We start from the raw sequence: 17,816 nt of genomic DNA on the forward strand, positions 1-17,816 counted from the left end.
ATTAATTTTTTAAAGTATAAAAATAGTAATTTTTTAGCAATTAACAGTCTGCGCATTGTTAATAGCCACTTGCTGTGCTACCCTTCCTGCAATTTCTGCAAAGACCGCTGACATCTTACTGGACTGCTCTAATGCTATCGGAGCCCCTTGATCGCCGGCAGTTGTAATGCCCTGAACAATTGGTATTTCTCCTAAGAAAGGTACATCAAATGATTTTGCCAGTTCTTTACCGCCATCTTTACCGAAGATATAATATTTATTTTTTGGTAATTCTTCCGGTGTAAAATAAGCCATATTTTCGACTACACCTAACACTGGGATATTAATACTTGGCATTTTAAACATGGCCAGTCCTTTTCTCGTATCCGCAAGTGCTACTTGTTGAGGAGTCGTTACAATAACTGCTCCTGCAATAGGGAAGCTCTGCGTTATGGTAATATGGATATCGCCTGTTCCCGGAGGAAGGTCTACCACGAGGTAATCCAGTTCACCCCAATCCGCATCATTAAACAATTGTTTGATGGCATTGGAAGCCATTGGTCCTCTCCATGGTACGGGCTGATCCGGATCTGCAAAAAATCCCAAAGACAATAGTTTGATGCCGTATTTTTCGATAGGAAGAATCAGTGTTTTTCCATCTTCTGTTTCTCTGGCACTAGGCTTTGCACCTACCAGGTCAAACATCGTAGGAACTGAGGGCCCATAAATATCCGCATCAATCAATCCAACTTTAGCACCACCAGCAGCCAGAGCCACAGCAAGGTTACTCGCCACCGTTGATTTTCCAACTCCACCTTTTCCGGAGGAAACCAGCAAAATATTACGGATTGCTTTCAGTTGCGTCGTATCCATTGGTTTGGTGACTCTTGAAGTGATGTTGATCTCTACTTCAGCTTCAGCACTTACAAAATGTTTGACTGCATTTAAACATGCGTTTTTAAGCATATCTTTCATCGGACATGCAGGAGTAGTCAGTTCCAATGTGAAACTCACTTTCTTATCTTCTATTTTCAAATCCTTGATCATGTTCAAAGTCACCAGATCTTTTTTAAGATCAGGGTCTTCAACATTTCTCAGAGCGGCTAGAACTTGTTCTGGACTAATTATCATTAGCCAAAATTAACAAAAGACGGCCACAATTAATTGACTTTAGGCTTTTTAAGTGTAATTTTAACACGAAATAAACATTTGCGTTTAACGTTTAGCAATTATATCTATTTTACTGTATGCAACTTCCTAAAATTAACATCCCTAAAAAGTATATAAAAATTGGTGCCTGGGTGTTTGGAATTTTTGTATTGATCTCTGTTATTCTGGGCGGTATTGCCTATAGTAAAAGGGAAGCTCTGTTACAAAAAATGATGGCGAAAGCCATTGCTAAAGCCGATAAAGACTATGGTCTGGACCTAAAAGTTGGGAGTTACGGATTCAGCGGACTGAGTACTGTCCACCTCACCAATATCTCTGTGGTCCCAAAGGACCGCGACACACTGGCTACCATCAATGATTTTACCGTTGGGGTAAAGCTGTTTCCACTGATCTTTGGAAATGTAAAGTTATCGGAAATGATCCTGAATAAAGGAGATTTAAATGTGGTCTTTAAAGATTCAGTAAGCAATCTGGATTTCTTATTGAAACGCAAAAAGAAAGATACTGTAAGTACAAAAAAATCTGACCTTGCTGATCTCGCACATAACCTTTTGAACCAGGTCTTATATAAAATTCCAGATCATATGGAATTGAAAGACCTGATGCTCCGGATCAACGACAATGATACGGCAAGGCTAAGTTTTTTAACCACCACAGCCACGATTAACGACGGAGATTTACAATCGACGATAAAAGTGAACGATAATTACGCCACCTGGCATGTCAACGGTTCCGTATATCCTGGAAAGAAGCAGTTGAATGTGATGCTTTTTGCAGATCAGAAAAAGGTAGACCTTCCCTACCTGGAGAACAGATTCAAAACCAGGTTTAGCTTTGATACTGTGAAAACAGAAATGAAAAGTGCAGATTACAGTGGAGATGATTTCAAAATCAAAGGCTCATGGGCAGTGAAAAATCTCCTGTTGAACCATCCAAAAGTAGCCTCCAATGATATTGTAATCGCAGATGCAAAGATTGATGCCGATATGCGCATTGGACCAAACTACATCGCATTAGACAGTACCTCTACCGTATTTCTAAAAAATGCAACCATTCATCCTTACCTGAAATATACGCTGTCGCCAAATAAAATTTATGAACTGAAAATCCAGGCGCCGGAACAGGATGTCCAGGAAATGCTAAATGCCTTCCCAGAGGGATTATTCGAATCATTAGACGGATTGAAGGTGAGTGGAAAAGTCAAATATGACTTGAATTTTTACCTGGACAGCTCCATGCCAGATAGTGTGAAATTTAATTCCGGATTAACGCCTGTCAATTTTAAAATTCTAAAATGGGGCAAAACCAATCTTCAAAAAATCAATAGCGACTTCATTTACACTCCTTACGAGCGTGGTAAGCCTATGCGCGACATCATGATTGGTCCATCAAACCCAAATTATACGCCACTTTCGCAAGTATCCAGTAATTTCAAAAATGCGATCCTTACTTCCGAAGACCCTTCTTTCTTTACCCATAAGGGCTTCGTACAGGAATCCTTCCGTAAGTCGCTTGCCGTGAATTTCAAGGAGAAGAAATTTGTTAGAGGAGGCAGTACCATTTCTATGCAACTGGTGAAGAACATCTTTCTCAGCAGACAAAAAACGCTGGCCAGAAAAGCAGAAGAAATTCTGATTGTATGGCTGATCGAAAATAACCGCCTGATCAGTAAAAACCGAATGCTGGAAGTCTATTTCAACATCATTGAAATGGGACAAAATGTTTACGGAATCGGAGAAGCCACCAGGTATTATTTTGGAAAAAGACCTTCAGATCTGAATATCGGTGAAGGGATTTTCCTGGCCAATATTGTTCCACGTCCGAAGATTGCTTTATTTAAGTTTAAAGGAGATGGCGGACTGAAAGATTACCTTTATCCTTACTTTAAATACATTGGAAATATCATGGCCAATCGTGGCCTGACGCCAAGGGATAGCAGCGCTTATGGCTTTTATAATGTGCAACTGCGACCAGCATTAAGACAGTATTTATTGCCTGATACCACTGCTGTAGATACATCGGCCTTCGATAATGACGATCCTCTGCCTGCGATAGAGACCCATGATGAAGCCAAAAGCTTATTCGACCGGCTCTTTGGTGGCAACAAAAAAGACAGCACCTCCAAACCTGCCATCAAAACAGATAGCTTGCAGAAAACTAAGAAACAGCTGAGACAGGAAAAAAGAGAGCAGAAGAAGAAAGAAAAGGAATTAGAAAAACAAATGGAGCAATCCAAAGAAAACGGCTAAAGCTCCAAAGAAAAAGATATGAATACGATTAAAGTGCTAGATAAGGAGTTCGAGATCCTGTTGGAAAATGATAACATTCTGAAACGTACCCGCCTCATTGGGATACAAATGAATGTAGATTATGAAAACCGATGCCCGCTTTTTATTGGAGTTTTGAATGGAAGCTTTTTATTCATGGCAGATCTGGTAAAAGAGATTACCGTTCCATGTGAAATGTCCTTTATCCGCGTTTCTTCCTATAAGGATACCGAAAGTACTGGTGAAATTAAAGAGGTATTCGGTTTACCGGAAAACCTGAAAGGTCGTGATATTGTTCTGGTAGAAGACATAGTAGATACCGGTTTAACCCTAAGCTATATCCTGAAAGAACTCTATAAGCAGGAACCAGCATCTGTGAGTGTATGCTCGCTTTTACTGAAACCAGAAGCTTTAAAAGTACAAATTGAAGAGCTTGAATATGTAGGCTTCGAGATTGCCAATGAGTTCGTTGTAGGCTACGGCCTGGATTATAATGGCTTCGGAAGAAACCTTAACCACATCTATAAGGTTAAAACTGTTTAGGCTCCCTTTACCTTAATGTTATATTTTTTTATCACTTTTGCAGAAACTAATACTCCAGTCAACAATGACCATACATAAAGAAGGTTACACTACCATTGCCCTATCATTGCTGTTCATCTTTGTATTGAACGCTTTTATCGATTATAAATTCGCAGACATTACCTGGTTAACCTGGTTCGTATATATATTATCATTTGCCCTATTCGTTACCGTATTACAGTTTTTTAGGAATCCAAGCAGACAGTTTGTAACTGCAGACAATAAAGTGATTTGTCCGGCGGATGGTAAAGTTGTGGTGATTGAAGAAACAGAAGAAGGTGAATACTTTAAAGATAAAAGACTTCAGGTGTCTATTTTTATGTCGCCAATCAACGTACACATCAACAGAAATCCTATTTCTGGTGTAGTGAAGTTCTTTAAATACCATCCAGGTAAATATCTTGCGGCATGGAACCCAAAGTCTTCTACTGAAAATGAACGTACGACAGTGGTGGTGGAACATGCAAATGGTACACCGGTATTGTTCAGACAAATTGCTGGGGCCCTTGCCAGACGTATCGTATGGTATGTAAAAGAAGGAGATCAGGTGAAACAAACAGAAGAGTTCGGTTTTATTAAATTCGGCTCCAGAGTAGATATATTCTTACCAGTTGGGACTAAAGTTAACCTTGAACTTGACCAGGTGGTAAAAGGCGGAATTACTGTATTAGCGGAATTGAGCTAAGTAATTTTGACATGATTATAAGCGGCGTTCTGTAATACAGGACGCCGTTTTTGTTTTATGAATGGAGAGAAACTCTAAAAATCAATCATCAGGCTTCCAGTCATCAGATTGATATCCATGAGCTTAAAAGCAAGTTTATTTTAATACAGCAGGAATAGAATTTCATTGAGCCTATTCCGATTTCCTTTCGGAACAAAAACAAGTCATTAGCAGCCTTTAAAGGGCTTTAAAGTTCAATATAGGGAAAAGATCAATTGAGTTAATTGATGCCAGTGGAGGGCAGCTAGAGCACATTTAAACGACAAAGTCGAGGCTATCAATGCCTGCAGGACCTTCATTTAAATACACATGAAAAATGGAGATTTCTGAAAAATCTAAGGCGCTATGATGCGATTGAGTAATCTGATCGATTTGCTCATTTCTCTGGCATTCCATAGCCATAGATCACCGTCCTTAAGGTCAGCAGATTTATTCCTAGTCTGCAAATATGCCTATTCACGCGCTGTATTTAATTTCCAGGAGGAGATTAAATACAAGTACATATAGCTGCAAAATTCACAGAAAAGATCCTCATTGAAGAGGAAAACAAAAAAACCTCCCCGATTGGGATCGGGAAGGCCATTATGTTTTTGACTAGAGAGATTAAACTCTTCTAGATTTGATACGAGCTGCTTTACCAGTTAATTCACGTAGATAGAATAATTTCGCTCTGCGAACTTTACCGTGGCTGTTAACCTCTATTTTAGCGATATTAGGCGAGTTGATAGGGAATATACGTTCCACACCAACACCATTAGACATTTTACGAACAGTAAACGTTTCATTAGCACCTACACTATTACGTTGTAATACTACACCTTGGTAAATTTGAACACGTTCTTTATTACCTTCGCGAATTTTATAGTGAACACTCACTGTATCTCCTGATTTGAATGCAGGAAACTCATTTTTTGCGATGACCTGCTCTTCAACAAATTTTACTAAATCCATGATTTTAAGCTATTAAGCCGACTTTTTGTTGTTTAAAATCGGACTGCAATATTAGGAATTATTTTTTATAAATGAAAGCGATTTCTGTTTTTTTCCACATTCTTTGATATTTCCACATTTCATTCTTAGGCATTTCCACAATTAAACCTACTGTAAAGCCGTTTTTTGGCTAAAATTTTTTTTTTAGAGATTTGACTACCAGTAATTTTACATCTTTAAATTCAAACTTCTTCCTCAGGATAGGACTCTTCAGAAACCAGTGTCGCGAGGCTTTTGATTTCTAAAGGATAGTTCGCGAGTTCTCCACGCTCCAATCCAAATACGCCCTCCAGCAAAACGACTGTTCCATAGGGAATGTCAGCTTTCCCGCTCAGGGGCAATTTTCTATAATTGTGAAAGGTATTAAAAGCGATGTTTAAGTGTTTAGGAATCAATCTGCTTGCAGCTTTATAATTCTTAAGGTTCAACTTATTCATCTCTTCTTCAATTTTGTACTTCCTTGGTTCTTCCATTATTTTTGGTTTTTCGGTTAACTATTAAATCGACTTTCCCTGACTAAATGTAAAATTTACTTAAGCGTAAATAATTCTCATGTTGCAATAATATAAATAAGAGTCGACTATCCATAATTTTTTTCTATTTAGCAGGATTAATCTCTTAAAAGGAATACCATGCGCTTCTTCAGTTGGGGTCGAACAGTTCAGCTGGATGAAACCGAATCCTCATTGCTTTCCTTTGGTTCGAACAGTTCTTTAAGGCTGTGCTGTCGAATGGGTGTGGTACGTAAGCTACCAGGCTCCATATCAAAAAGTTGCTCCATCATCACGACTTTTTCATAAGGAATATCCTGTGTATCATTTCCTAAAATATTACGATAATTTTGGAAAGTATTTAATGAAATACCCAAAATTTTAGGAAGGGTTTGAATGGCCTTTCTGTAGTTTCTAACATTGAGTTGATAGAGATAATCGTTGATTTTGTACTTTTTAGTCGGTTCAGTCATATCTTTTTAGTGAAAATAATAATTAAAGTGTATGTTTGTCAAAATTATGACATTAACAAACATAATTTACTAAGACTAAAATACTTATTATTTTTAGTAAAAACATCAAATATTCCTATTTTTTTATGGATTTAAAGTTTACGGTTGATGCGATTTTAAAGGAAAAGAAACGACCCTTCAGCTGGCTCGCAGCACAAATGGGTTGGACTTTCGATGGACTAAAGTTGAGTCTGATTACGGGATCGATTAAGTACAGAGATATCAACGCGATGGCCGAGCTATTGGAAGTCCCGGCAAGGATGTTTTTTCATGAGGGCAGCGCCACTCATCAGGACTCAGCGGAGCAAAACAGCAATGAGCCAATTGCGGAACCGCAGAACGCATTAAAGCAGGCTTTAAAGAGCTGCAAAGAATTGAATGCAGCTTTAAAAGATCAAATAAAAGATAAGGATCAAATTATTGCCTTATTGAATAAGGACTAAGCACCTCTTGAAGAGGAGACTAGTCGGTCAACAGGTCAGGTCTGCGCTGTTGGGTACGTAATACCGCCTGCTCATGGCGCCATTCATTGATTTTTTGCTCATGGCCACTCAACAAGATATCCGGCACCTTATGTCCGTTCCAATCCGCTGGGCGCGTATACACCGGAGCATCCAATAATTCTCCCTGAAAACTATCTGATAAAGCCGAAGTTTCATCATTGAGGACTCCCGGGATCAACCTCACAATCGCGTCTACAAGAACAGCTGCAGGAAGCTCTCCTCCCGACAACACATAATCACCAATGGAAATCTCCCTGGTCACATATAAATCTCTTATGCGCTGATCGATACCTTTATAATGACCACATAATATCATGATGTTTTCTTTTCCTGAGAGCTCATTGGCGATGGTTTGGTTAAAAGTAACGCCATCCGGGCTCATAAAAATGATTTCATCATAAGTTCTTTCCGCTTTTAACGCTTCAATACAGCGTGCAAAAGGCGGAATAGACATTACCATTCCGCTCCCACCCCCATAAGGATAATCATCTACACTTTTTTGTTTATTGGTAGAATAATCTCTGAGGTTGTGAACTACAATTTCGGCAATTCCTTTGGTTTGCGCACGTTGTAAAATAGAGTGGGCAAAGGGACTGTCCAATAAAGCGGGTAATACAGATATGATGTCAAAACGCATGCGGCAAAGGTAATTTAATTTTCCAGGTAAATGTCTAACAAACCATCAGGAAGGTGTACACGAAGGATACTGTCTTCTTCATCAATCTCTAAAATCATATCGTCATTCAGCGGGAACATGATCTCTTTTTCCTGGTAGATTACTGTGGCCACAAATTGTTGTGGGTATTCATTCACTTCGGTAATTTCGCCAAGTTCTCCATGATTTTCATCAAAAACGAGGTATCCCTTTAGGTCGTCATAATGAAACTCATCATTAGAACGGTCTGGCATCTTATTCAGCGGTAAATAGATCTTTTTCCTCAATAAAGGCTGAGCTTTATCGATATGGTCGATATCATCGAAATAAATATTCGCCGTATTATTGGTTTGCAATTTATAAGAAGAAACAAAATAAGGCACTAATTTTCCATTAAAGTCGGCAAAGATCACATCCAGTTCCAGCAACTCGGGTTCATCATATTCAAAAAATACCTGTACCTCTCCTTTTAATCCTTTTGTCTTGGTGATGTAACCAATGTAAAATGCTTCTTCAATTTTCATAATCGTATCCTTAGTGTTTCCACTCTTTCCTTAATTGCAATTTTCTTTGTGTCCAAAATTAGGACTAAATGAAAATAGCGAAGAATACATTCCCGAGGAAGATTCTTCGCTATCATTCAGAATAACAAAAATATTATGCTTGTTCTTCTTTGTTTTCTTCAGTTGCAGGAGCTTCTTCAGTTGCAGGAGTTTCCTCAGCTACTTCTTCAGTTGCTACTTCTTCTTCAACAACTTCTTCTGCTACAGGAGCATTTTTGATTGCTAAAGCAGCTGCACGATCTGCATTTTTCTTAGCTTCAGCAGCTAATGCAGCTTTCTTAACTTCTTCTTTAGATTTAGTTAAGTTTTCTTTTTTGCCTTCAATTTGACCGTCTTTACCAACTAACCAAGCTGCAAATTTAGCTTCTGCTTGTTCTTCAGTTAAAGCACCTTTTTTAACACCACCTTGCAAATGTTTTTTGTATAAAACACCTTTGTAAGAAAGGATAGCACGACAAGTATCCGTAGGCTCAGCACCTTTGTTAACCCAGTCTAAAGTTTTTTCGAAATTGATTTCGATGGTTGCAGGATTGGTGTTTGGGTTGTATGAACCTAAACGCTCAATGAATTTACCATCTCTTGGTGAACGGGAATCCGCTACCACTACGTGGAAAAAAGGTTTACCTTTTTTACCGAATCTTTGCAATCTGATTTTAGTTGCCATTTCTTATATAGTTTATGTATTCAACATAGTTCCCGGAGCAACGCGCTTGCGGGAGTGCAAAAGTAAGTAAAATCCTATTGATAAGCAAGATGCATTATTTTTAATTATTGCCGCCTTGCGGATCTTCCGTATAACAGTTTAAAATTGTGGTTCAAGGAGATAAGGCTCATAAAAATTTAGAAAACCTGAATAGCTATCGCACAGCGTTTTGGATTATATGGGTTTCAGGGGGGGCTTAGAGCTAGGTTGCCGGGGCCTTTTCCAGCTTTAGGCCCTCCCAAGGCAGCACCTAACTCGCTTGTTTCTTCTATTATACTGAACTTCAATCAGAAAACTCCGGTATACGTTTTTCGAAATACAGCAGATCATTTGAGTCAGAACCTACATATTTCAAATATTTTTATACCTGAATATTGTGCTGTTTTTAAGACCTATACCATTATACCAACCCTAACCGAACCCTCATATTTTGCGCTATTTCACCCTTCCTTTTCAGGCCGATCATGACCGGCAAACAGTTGCTTAATAATTTTATAATCTGCAACTTAGATCAGATAATCATTTAAAAACAGAAATTATGGCAGTATCAAATGGCCCTCATGGATGGCCGACCGGAAAGCTCGGCAATACGGTATCTTATATGTTAAAAGGGCAATACGTCCAACGTAGCATTGGCAAACCAGGGAATCCTAGTTTAAAGCAACAAGCGAATCATCAGGCAATGGCCGTGACCACCCGTTTTCTGCGGAATTTAGGGGACTATTTAAACAATGGTTTTAAACTGGAGGCATCTGGAACCATTAGAAACCAGCACAACCTTGCAGTTTCATACATAAAGAAAAACGCTTTGAAAGGCGAATACCCTAATATCAGCATTGATTATGCTAAGGTTCAGCTGAGCAAAGGTAGTTTAGCAAGGCCCAAAGAGCTCCGCATGGAAAAACTGGAGGGAGGACTTCAAATCAGCTGGAATCCATTACAATATGAAGGACAGAACGCACAATATGACGATTGTTTACAAATAGCAGTTTGTTTCCCAAAGACTGGAAGAAAAAAGACCGAACTGAACTTTTCAAAAAGAGAAGCAGGGATTGCCTTCCTGGCACTTGAGCCTGAACAACTCACACAACCTATGGAAGTTTACCTGTTTTTAAGTGCTGCAAACCACGATTCTGTTTCAGATACCCTTTATCTGGGAAACCTCAATGGCAGCTATGATGACCCTATGCTCAGGGAAATCAAAGAAAAGAAACAAGACAATGAGCTGAAGCTAAAAGAGCGATTTGAGTTAATCAGGGAACAGTATAAAGCACAAATGAAGCTGGAACCCGAGCAGAGAATCAGCAAAAAAGCCTTCCGAAACTTAGAACAGGAATATATCGTATTGCTCAATCGGAATAAAGCAGAACCTGGTTAAGGTCAACCCCGGATTTAAACCAAGGTTCAGACTGATAAAAAAAGAAAAAAAATTGAATTCAGGAGGCCATAAAAGTCTTGTGCAGGGAATACTATGCTTTGTCTTTTAAGTTGGGAGATGTAACAACTCTTTCAAATTCACATCAAATCATCATCAAGAATTATCAAATCTAAAAAACCAATTATGCTAGTTACGACAACAAATTCGATAGAAGGCAGAAAAGTAATCAAATACATCGGCCTGGTGAGTGGCGAAACAATTATCGGCGCCAACATTTTCAAAGATTTATTTGCCAGCATTCGCGACGTGGTGGGTGGAAGATCGGGCTCTTACGAGCAGGTGCTAAGAGAAGCAAAAGACACCGCTATTAATGAAATGCAACAGTATGCAGCAGCATTAGGAGCAAACGCGATTATTGGGGTAGATCTGGATTATGAAACTGTGGGTAGCGGAGGCAGTATGCTGCTGGTTGCAGCTACCGGAACTGCGGTCATGTTAGAATAAAGATTTCCCTTCCATAAAAACGGCCCTCCAAATTAGAGGGCCGTTTGATATTTTTGCGCTATAAGGCCAAAATCTTATAAGGATAGGATTTCCACCAGCTTTAACCATGCAGGTGTGATCTCTTTTGCGTCAATATGTTTAATGGCATGGTCGAATGGAGTGAAAATAATCTCTCTGTTCACCTGTCCAACCATCACGCCAGACTGACCAGCGATCAGTCCTTCTACAGCAGCTACTCCCAGGCTGCTGGCCAATACCCTATCCATACAGCTTGGTTTACCCCCACGCTGGATATGTCCGAGTACAGAAACTCTGATGTCGTAATGAGGGAATTTCTCTTTCAAAACCTCTCCCACATTGAAAGCACCACCTACTTCATCTCCTTCAGCAACGATAATGATTTTCGAAGATTTATCTTTTCTACCGGAGGCTAGTCTCGTCACCAAGCCCTCTACACCCATATTGGCTTCAGGGATCATGATGGCTTCAGCACCAACGCCAATTCCGCTTCTTAATGCAATCAGTCCGGAGTCACGTCCCATTACTTCTACGATAAACAGACGGTCATGAGATTCTGCCGTATCGCGGATCTTATCAACTGCATTGATCACTGTATTGATGGCAGTATCATATCCTATGGTAAAATCTGTTCCTTCCAGGTCATTGTCTATCGTTCCTGGTAAGCCAACCACCGGGAAATTGTATTCTGTAGTCAGTAGATTCGCACCAGTAAATGTACCATCACCACCGATGACAATCAGGGCATCAATTTCATGTGCTTTTAATTGCTGGAAAGCTTCATCTCTACCTTCTTTGGTACGGAAGGCATCACTTCTGGCTGTTTTTAAAATTGTGCCACCGCGTTGAATAATATTGGCAACAGATTTACGGTCCATATCGAAGAAATCGCCATGAATCAGACCCTCATAGCCCCTTAATATTCCGGTAACTTTCAAATCATAATAGATTGCCGCTCTCACCACTGCCCTAATGGCAGCATTCATTCCCGGGGCATCACCACCGGAAGTTAATACTCCTATATTTTTAATTTTATTCATTTGGTTTTTCAGCGTTTTTAAATTTATCTAAACCACTTTGTAAATATGCAGCGTACTCCTTTGCGTCAAAAATTGCCCCTTGTGGTTTTACCAGAGGGTTTAGGTCATGACCTGCCAATACGTAGTAAGGCTGTGAATTCGAACCATATTTACTGGCCTGAAAATCACCATTCCATCTACCCAGGTCATCAGTTGTAGTCCTTAAGATTTCCGAATAATGCACTTTATCTTTTGGCATTTTAATGTTTCTTTCATCCACGTATAACTGGATCAACACATATTCGTCTTTGATGATCCTTCCTACTTCTTTATCAATCCAGATCTTATCTTCCATCTTACGGCAATTTACACATGCGTGACCTGTAAAATCAAGAAGGACAGGTTTATTTACACTTTTTGCATAAGCAACACCTTCGTCAAGATCAAAGAATGCGTTGAATCCTACTGGAGGTTTTAGTGTTTCATTGTATTTTACAGTTGCAGGGAAACTATTGGAAGCTGATGTTGCTGATCCAGCGCCATTACCACTCAAAATAAAATCCTGAGTATTCATTGGTGGCGCAATACCACTTAGAATATTCACAGGTGCCCCCCATAGTCCAGGAACCAGATAAACGGCAAACGAAAGGGAGAGGATGGCAAAGAACAATCTAGGCACAGAAACATAAGGCACATCGCTATCATGGGAGAACTTGATCTTACCCAACAGGTAGATCCCCATCAGGATAAAGATGATGATCCATAAGGCCAGGAACAACTCGCGATCGAACCATTCCCAATGCCAAACCAGGTCGGCAGCAGAAAGGAATTTCAAGGCCAGTGCCAGTTCCAGGAAGCCCAAACAAACTTTTACACTATTCAACCAACCACCAGATTTAGGCATAGAGCTTAAAAATCCCGGGAAAATCGCTGATAAAGTGAAAGGTAATGCCAGCGCCAATGCGAAACCAAACATCCCGATTGCCGGTGCAAGGATATCACCTTTAGAGCTCGCCTGAACCAAAATAGTTCCTATAATTGGTCCGGTACAAGAAAAAGATACCAGCGCCAGAGAGGCTGCCATAAAGAATATTCCTCCTAAACCTTTGCTATTGTCGGCCTTCGCATCAATTTTATTCACCAAAGAGCTTGGTAAAGTAATCTCAAAAGCTCCAAAGAAAGAGATAGCGAAAACTACTAATAAGATAAAGAAAAAGAAGTTAAAATAACCGCTGGAGCTCAGCTCATTAAGTTTTGCCGAGCCAAAAAGCAGGGTAATCAACAAACCTAAAGCTACATAAATGACAATAATAGAAATTCCATAGATCAAAGCCTGACCAATTCCAGCCTGCTTACTGCCTGCTCTTTTGATAAAGTAGCTGACCGTAAGGGGTACCATTGGAAAAATACAAGGCATTAGAAAAGCGATAAATCCTCCTAACAGACCGGCGATAAATGTTTCCCAAAGGGTCTTATTGGCTTCTGCAGGAATGACAGGAGCGGTTGTTGTTGTGGTTGTGCTGTCTTTGGCGACTACCGTTGCCGCAGCGACCGTGTCTTTCTTTACCGTATCTTTTACGATGTTATTTGCGATGCTATCTTGAGAAGAGCCAACTTCTGTAAAAACAAGTTCTTCTTCGGTCGCAGTAGTATCAGGTGTTTGTAGGGAGGCAAAGCCATCTGAACTCAGGGCAACTGTAAACAGCAGCATCAAGCTCAGCATCAAAAATAATCTCTTCATTCGTTGTGTTTTTTACTTAAAGGCTCACTATAAATAGGTAAATTCTATCTAAACCGCAATTCTCTTTATGATAAGGGCGTGAAATTAGTTATTATTTTTTATTTAAGGCTTTCAATATGGCCGGATGGGCTATAATTTTACGTTGGGAGGATAACTCTCTGAATGAATGGGCATAAAAAAAGCGATGAGAAAAATCTCACCGCTATCTTTAGTCTTGTTTTACCTTGTTTATTTCACCGGAATGCTGAAGTTTACTTCTTCAGGAGGCAAACATTTTTCATCATTACACACCATAAATTCGACTGTCCCTTTTACGGTAACTGCTGCTTTATTTAGTTTTACTTTTTGTTGAAATATCACTTGATTTCCAAAGTAACTCACATTCATTTTGAAGTTCTGATCAAAATACGTGGTGGGTTTTGGTTCGGTTGTTTTTCCTATTGGGCTATAATCTTTAGAGGCTGCAAACTTGAAAACTGTAGGATTCGGTCCGCCTGGTTTCAGGTTTTGAGAGTAAATATGCCAGCCTTCTTCCATTGTGGCTTTCATATACACTACAGCTTCTGTTTTACTTATTTTCTTTGCGGCATAAGACCAGGTGACCGGTCGCTCTATTTGAGCAGAGGCTCCGATTACCGTAAATAGCACGAACGCAATGATCAGACTAATTTTTTTCATGTTGTGTGATTTAAAAACTCTATTTCTTTAAAATTGTACTCTTTTTTTTCTCCATTGATCAGTAATACCAGTAAACCTGTTTCGGTCACTTCAATGATTCTGCCTTCAATAACCTCGCCATTTTGTCGGTAGCTTGAAAGCGTATCGAATTTATACAGTCCGCTGACATAATCCTTCATCAGTTCATTGTAATTTCCTGACTTCAAACGGAGATACTGCTTTTCAATTTGACTACAAATTTCCGCTAATACCGCTAATAAATTAACATCCGCTTGTAAAATTCGCTTCATAGAAGTTGCGCGATCCTGAAGCTGCGGCGCGAAGATAAACTGGTTTACATTGATTCCTATTCCGATAATACTGGCTTTATAAGTACTTCCTGCAAGGATATTCTCTATAAGCACACCACCCAATTTCCGGTCATTATGGTAGATATCATTCGGCCATTTGATTTTGATCCCTTCCTTTACAAAAACCTGCAGTGCATTTCGAATACCAATGCTTAGGGCCATATTGAGCAGAAATTGTTTCGAAATTACCAGAAAAGAAGGTTTGAGAAAAATGCTAAAAGTGAGGTTCAATCCGGGCTCGGTATGCCAAACATTGCTTTGTTGCCCTCTACCGGCATATTGATGATCTGTCATAATAACAGTTCCTTCGGTTAATGGCTCGGAATTTGACACCAAGTCCTTTATAAAGTTATTGGTAGAATCAACCTCTAATAATTTGATAAGATTTTGACCAACAAATAATGTTGAAAAAGTGTTATTTTGCAAGTGTTGATTGTATATTTGTTTATCAAAACTAGAAAATTTTAATGGTAAAAAAGAAAAATGTAAACCTTTCTACATTACTCTCAGAGATAGCCGTAAACGGCATGCAGGAAAAAAAAGGGAAAGATATTGTGCGATTAGACCTACGTGAACTGAACAGTTCTGTTTCTGATTACTTCATCATCTGCAATGCAGATTCAGCTACACATGTGAAAGCAATTGCGGATAGCGTAGAAGAAGAAATCTACAAAAACACAAAGACAGATCCATGGCAAAAAGAAGGACAAGCTGGTGGAGACTGGATCATTCTGGATTATTTCGATGTGGTAGTTCATATATTTAAGACTGACAAGCGCGAGTTTTATGGTATAGAAGATTTATGGGGTGATGCCCAATCTACCAGCTATCAAAGCGCTTAATCATTTACACAAAAACATTTTTGACTCAAGATGAAAGAGAACCCGAATACAAAACCTAAGTTAATTAAGAAGTTACCGAATATTCCTAAAAAGCCTCAAAAAGGCTCTAAATTCAATATTATTTGGGTTTATGGGGCAATTATTTTAGGTCTATTTTTACTGCAGTTTTTATTTAGTGCAGATACGACCAAGGACGTTACTTACCGTACTTTCGAAACTCAAATGCTTTTACCTGGTGACGTTGAAAAACTGGTTGCCTATAAACATGAAGATCTGGTAAAGGTTGAAGTGTATATAAAGAAAGACAGACTTGGGGAAGAGAAATACAAAAAGTACATCAGTAAAAATAATTTCGGCACACAAAACGGTCCATTGGTGTATTTCACTGCCGGATCTATGGATGCGCTGGATGCACAATTAAAAGAGGCTCAGAAAAATATTCCTCCGGATCAGCAGGTTTTAGCAGAAAAAGAGACAAGACAGAGCACTTTTAACTCCTGGTTCTTCACCGTAATTATTCCGGTATTGTTATTTATCGGGTTCTGGATTTTCATTATGCGTCGTATGGGCGGTGGCGCTGGTGGCGGTGGCGGTCAGATTTTCAATATTGGGAAATCTAAAGCAACGCTATTTGACAAAGAAAGCCAGGTGAATGTAACCTTTAACGATGTTGCAGGTCTGGAAGAAGCCAAACAAGAGGTGATGGAGATTGTTGATTTCCTTAAAAACCCTAAAAAATACACGAATTTAGGAGGTAAAATTCCTAAAGGTGCACTATTGGTAGGTTCCCCAGGTACTGGTAAAACCTTATTGGCGAAGGCTGTAGCTGGTGAAGCACAGGTTCCTTTCTTCTCTCTATCGGGTTCCGACTTCGTAGAGATGTTTGTTGGGGTTGGTGCTTCCAGAGTACGTGATTTGTTCAAACAGGCGAAAGATAAAGCACCTTGTATCATCTTTATTGATGAGGTAGATGCAATCGGTCGTGCGAGAGGAAAAAACAGTATGATGGGTGGAAATGATGAGCGTGAAAACACGTTAAATCAGCTATTGGTTGAGATGGATGGTTTTGGTACAGATTCAGGAATTATCATTCTTGCAGCAACCAACCGTCCGGATGTACTGGATGCAGCTTTATTAAGACCAGGTCGTTTTGACCGTCAGATTTCTATCGACAAACCAGATTTAGTGGGTCGTGAGCAGATTTTTAAAGTGCATTTGAAGCCAATTAAAACGGACGAAGTTGTGGATGCTAAAAAGCTGTCTGCACAGACTCCAGGCTTTGCTGGTGCTGAGATTGCGAATGTTTGTAATGAGGCCGCTTTGATCGCTGCACGTCGCAACAAGGAATCTGTAGATATGCAGGATTTCCAGGATGCAATTGACCGTGTGATTGGTGGATTAGAAAAGAAAAACAAAATCATCTCTCCGGAAGAGAAAAGAATAGTTGCTTATCATGAGGCTGGTCATGCGATTGCAGGATGGTTCCTGGAGCATGCTGATCCATTGGTAAAAGTATCAATTGTTCCTCGTGGTGTTGCCGCTTTAGGTTATGCGCAATACCTACCAAAAGAGCAGTTCTTATATACTACAGAACAGTTAACTGATGGTATGTGTATGACTATGGGTGGTCGTGTGGCAGAAGATCTTACTTTTGGTAAGATTTCGACTGGTGCACAAAATGACCTGGAACGCATCACTAAATTAGCTTACGCAATGATTACCATCTATGGTATGAATAACGTGATTGGTAATGTGTCTTTCCATGATCCACAGAATGAATATAACTTCAACAAACCTTACTCGGAAAAAACATCAGAATTGATTGATGTGGAAGTACGTAAGCTGGTAGAAGAGGTTTATAACAGAACAAAACAACTCTTAACTGAAAAGAGAGAAGGTTTAGAAAAGCTGGCTCAGAAACTTTTAGAAAAAGAGATTTTATTCCAGGCAGATCTGGAAGAGATTTTAGGCAAGCGTCCGTTTGACAACCGTACTACCTATGATGAATTCGTCAATGGTACGGCTGATCAAAAGCCTGCTGCTGAGGGTCTATTGCACCATGGTGTTGGTGAAGCAAGCGATGTATCGGCTCCTACCAGCCCGACTCAAACAGAATCTTAAACACATTTATGAGGAACCGCCAGTAC

Annotated in this window: 19 protein-coding genes; 8 read left to right on the forward strand and 11 right to left on the reverse strand. The window is 39.5% G+C overall.

Features of this window, described 5'->3' with window-relative positions; genetic code table 11:
- Positions 1-33 precede the first annotated feature (33 nt).
- Positions 34-1,110 (reverse strand): Mrp/NBP35 family ATP-binding protein, encoded by a 1,077-nt coding sequence (locus tag R2Q94_RS00560; protein ID WP_316819483.1) that lies wholly within the window; start codon positions 1,108-1,110, stop codon positions 34-36.
- Positions 1,111-1,226: 116 nt separating this feature from the next.
- Between R2Q94_RS00560 and R2Q94_RS00565 the strand changes: the two genes are divergently transcribed.
- From R2Q94_RS00565 to R2Q94_RS00575, 3 genes are all read left to right on the forward strand, one after another.
- Positions 1,227-3,398 carry a biosynthetic peptidoglycan transglycosylase gene (locus tag R2Q94_RS00565; RefSeq protein ID WP_316819484.1) on the forward strand — a complete coding sequence of 724 codons (2,172 nt, stop codon included), beginning with the start codon at positions 1,227-1,229 and terminating at the stop codon, positions 3,396-3,398.
- 18 nt (positions 3,399-3,416) lie between these two features.
- Positions 3,417-3,959, forward strand: coding sequence for a hypoxanthine phosphoribosyltransferase (hpt, locus tag R2Q94_RS00570; RefSeq protein WP_316819485.1), 543 nt, complete (start codon positions 3,417-3,419; stop codon positions 3,957-3,959).
- A gap of 64 nt (positions 3,960-4,023) precedes the next feature.
- Positions 4,024-4,683 (forward strand): phosphatidylserine decarboxylase family protein, encoded by a 660-nt coding sequence (locus R2Q94_RS00575; protein ID WP_316819486.1) that lies wholly within the window; start codon positions 4,024-4,026, stop codon positions 4,681-4,683.
- 642 nt (positions 4,684-5,325) lie between these two features.
- Here R2Q94_RS00575 and rplS read toward each other — a convergent pair.
- The 3 genes from rplS to R2Q94_RS00590 all read right to left on the reverse strand — a co-directional run bounded on the left by rplS (position 5,326) and on the right by R2Q94_RS00590 (position 6,676).
- Positions 5,326-5,673, reverse strand: coding sequence for a 50S ribosomal protein L19 (rplS, locus tag R2Q94_RS00580; protein WP_316819487.1), 348 nt, complete (start codon positions 5,671-5,673; stop codon positions 5,326-5,328).
- Between the two features lie 221 nt (positions 5,674-5,894).
- On the reverse strand, positions 5,895-6,185 hold the full coding sequence (locus R2Q94_RS00585; protein ID WP_316819488.1) for a hypothetical protein: 291 nt from the start codon (positions 6,183-6,185) through the stop codon (positions 5,895-5,897).
- 188 nt (positions 6,186-6,373) lie between these two features.
- Positions 6,374-6,676 carry a hypothetical protein gene (locus R2Q94_RS00590; RefSeq protein ID WP_316819489.1) on the reverse strand — a complete coding sequence of 101 codons (303 nt, stop codon included), beginning with the start codon at positions 6,674-6,676 and terminating at the stop codon, positions 6,374-6,376.
- Positions 6,677-6,801: 125 nt separating this feature from the next.
- Here R2Q94_RS00590 and R2Q94_RS00595 point away from each other — a divergent pair, with 125 nt between their 5' ends.
- Positions 6,802-7,158, forward strand: a complete 357-nt coding sequence (locus R2Q94_RS00595; protein ID WP_316819490.1) for a hypothetical protein — start codon at positions 6,802-6,804, stop codon at positions 7,156-7,158.
- Between the two features lie 19 nt (positions 7,159-7,177).
- On the opposite strand, the gene trmD is transcribed toward R2Q94_RS00595, so the two are convergent.
- The 3 genes from trmD to R2Q94_RS00610 all read right to left on the reverse strand — a co-directional run bounded on the left by trmD (position 7,178) and on the right by R2Q94_RS00610 (position 9,100).
- Positions 7,178-7,855: a tRNA (guanosine(37)-N1)-methyltransferase TrmD gene (trmD, locus tag R2Q94_RS00600; protein ID WP_316819491.1), complete on the reverse strand. Its 678-nt coding sequence runs from the start codon at positions 7,853-7,855 to the stop codon at positions 7,178-7,180.
- Positions 7,856-7,869: 14 nt separating this feature from the next.
- Complete coding sequence (rimM, locus tag R2Q94_RS00605; RefSeq protein ID WP_316819492.1) at positions 7,870-8,397, reverse strand: ribosome maturation factor RimM; 528 nt, start codon at positions 8,395-8,397, stop codon at positions 7,870-7,872.
- Positions 8,398-8,530: 133 nt separating this feature from the next.
- Positions 8,531-9,100 (reverse strand): 30S ribosomal protein S16, encoded by a 570-nt coding sequence (locus R2Q94_RS00610; RefSeq protein ID WP_316819493.1) that lies wholly within the window; start codon positions 9,098-9,100, stop codon positions 8,531-8,533.
- A gap of 577 nt (positions 9,101-9,677) precedes the next feature.
- On the opposite strand from R2Q94_RS00610, the gene R2Q94_RS00615 reads away from it, so the two are divergent.
- Together R2Q94_RS00615 and R2Q94_RS00620 are read left to right on the forward strand one after the other, a co-directional pair.
- Entirely contained in the window at positions 9,678-10,517 is an 840-nt protein-coding gene (locus R2Q94_RS00615; protein WP_316819494.1) for a DUF6266 family protein, read from the forward strand.
- A 183-nt stretch (positions 10,518-10,700) separates the two neighbouring features.
- A complete protein-coding gene (locus R2Q94_RS00620) occupies positions 10,701-11,021 on the forward strand; it encodes a heavy metal-binding domain-containing protein (protein WP_316819495.1) in 321 nt (106 codons plus the stop codon).
- A gap of 74 nt (positions 11,022-11,095) precedes the next feature.
- On the opposite strand, the gene pfkA is transcribed toward R2Q94_RS00620, so the two are convergent.
- The 4 genes from pfkA to R2Q94_RS00640 form a co-directional block, all read right to left on the reverse strand.
- Entirely contained in the window at positions 11,096-12,079 is a 984-nt protein-coding gene (pfkA, locus tag R2Q94_RS00625) for a 6-phosphofructokinase (protein WP_316819496.1), read from the reverse strand.
- Positions 12,072-13,799, reverse strand: coding sequence for a protein-disulfide reductase DsbD family protein (locus R2Q94_RS00630; protein WP_316819497.1), 1,728 nt, complete (start codon positions 13,797-13,799; stop codon positions 12,072-12,074). The genes pfkA and R2Q94_RS00630 overlap by 8 nt, the downstream gene beginning before the upstream one ends.
- 228 nt (positions 13,800-14,027) lie before the next feature.
- The gene (locus R2Q94_RS00635) at positions 14,028-14,477 is read right to left on the reverse strand and encodes a protein-disulfide reductase DsbD domain-containing protein (protein WP_316819498.1); all 450 of its coding nucleotides are present in this window, start codon (positions 14,475-14,477) and stop codon (positions 14,028-14,030) included.
- On the reverse strand, positions 14,474-15,253 hold the full coding sequence (locus R2Q94_RS00640) for a biotin--[acetyl-CoA-carboxylase] ligase (protein ID WP_316819499.1): 780 nt from the start codon (positions 15,251-15,253) through the stop codon (positions 14,474-14,476). Before R2Q94_RS00640 ends, R2Q94_RS00635 begins: the two co-directional genes overlap by 4 nt.
- Positions 15,254-15,294: 41 nt before the next feature.
- Here R2Q94_RS00640 and rsfS point away from each other — a divergent pair, with 41 nt between their 5' ends.
- Together rsfS and ftsH are read left to right on the forward strand one after the other, a co-directional pair.
- A complete protein-coding gene (rsfS, locus tag R2Q94_RS00645) occupies positions 15,295-15,669 on the forward strand; it encodes a ribosome silencing factor (protein WP_316819500.1) in 375 nt (124 codons plus the stop codon).
- Between the two features lie 30 nt (positions 15,670-15,699).
- The gene (gene ftsH, locus R2Q94_RS00650) at positions 15,700-17,790 is read left to right on the forward strand and encodes an ATP-dependent zinc metalloprotease FtsH (RefSeq protein WP_316819501.1); all 2,091 of its coding nucleotides are present in this window, start codon (positions 15,700-15,702) and stop codon (positions 17,788-17,790) included.
- Positions 17,791-17,816 lie beyond the last annotated feature (26 nt).

Origin of the sequence: Pedobacter gandavensis (genome assembly GCF_032678465.1) — a bacterium.
GTDB classification, from domain to species: Bacteria; Bacteroidota; Bacteroidia; order Sphingobacteriales; family Sphingobacteriaceae; genus Pedobacter; species Pedobacter gandavensis_B.